This window comes from Actinomadura sp. WAC 06369, from assembly GCF_003947565.1.
Classification (GTDB): Bacteria; Actinomycetota; Actinomycetes; order Streptosporangiales; family Streptosporangiaceae; genus Spirillospora; species Spirillospora rifamycini.
On sequence record NZ_QHJN01000394.1, the window covers coordinates 1 to 850 of the forward strand.

Below are 850 nucleotides of genomic sequence, written 5' to 3' on the forward strand. Positions count from 1 at the left end.
GAGCGAAACCCAGTCCCACGACGGACCCCGCACCACCACCGGCCGCATCCCCCACGGCCCCTTCCGTCCCGGCGACCAGGTCCAGCTCACCGACCCCAAAGGCCGCATCAACACCATCACCCTCCAACCCGGCAAGGAATACCACTCCCACAAGGGCGCCATCCCCCACGACACCATCATCGGCAGCCCCGAAGGATCCGTCTTCCGCTCCACCGGCGGCACCGAATACCTCGCCTTCCGCCCCCTCCTCAACGACCACACCCTCCGCATGCCCCGCGGCGCCGCCGTCGTCTACCCCAAGGACGCCGCCCAGATCGTCGCCCAAGCCGACATCTTCCCCGGCGCCCGCGTCATCGAAGCCGGCGCCGGCTCCGGCGCCCTCAGCTGCTTCCTCCTCCGCGCCGTCGGCGAACACGGCCTCCTCTCCTCCTACGAACGCCGCCAGGACTTCGCCGACATCGCCCGCGGCAACGTCGAACGCTTCTTCGGCGGCCCCCACCCCGCCTGGCGCCTCACCGTCGGCTCCCTCGAACACGACCTCGCCGAAACCGAGATCGACCGCGCCGTCCTCGACATGCTCGCCCCCTGGGAATGCATCGACGCCGTCGCCGAGGCCCTCATCCCCGGCGGCATGGTCTGCGCCTACATCGCCACCACCACCCAGATGTCCCGCATCGTCGAAGACCTCCGCTCCCACGGCGCCTTCGCCGAGCCCTACGCCTTCGAGACCATGCTCCGCAGCTGGCACGTCGACGGCCTCGCCGTCCGCCCCGACCACCGCATGGTCGGCCACACCGGCTTCCTCGTCACCGCCCGCCGCCTCGCCGACGGCGTCGATGCATTCCCAGGG

At 70.9% G+C, this 850-nt stretch carries 1 protein-coding gene; it reads left to right on the top strand.

Translation table 11 applies throughout. The features are described 5' to 3' along the window. Positions 1–46: 46 nt before the first annotated feature. Positions 47–850, top strand: an 804-nt coding sequence (locus DMH08_RS39640) for a tRNA (adenine-N1)-methyltransferase (RefSeq protein WP_148108674.1), incomplete at its 3' end; no start/stop codon positions are given.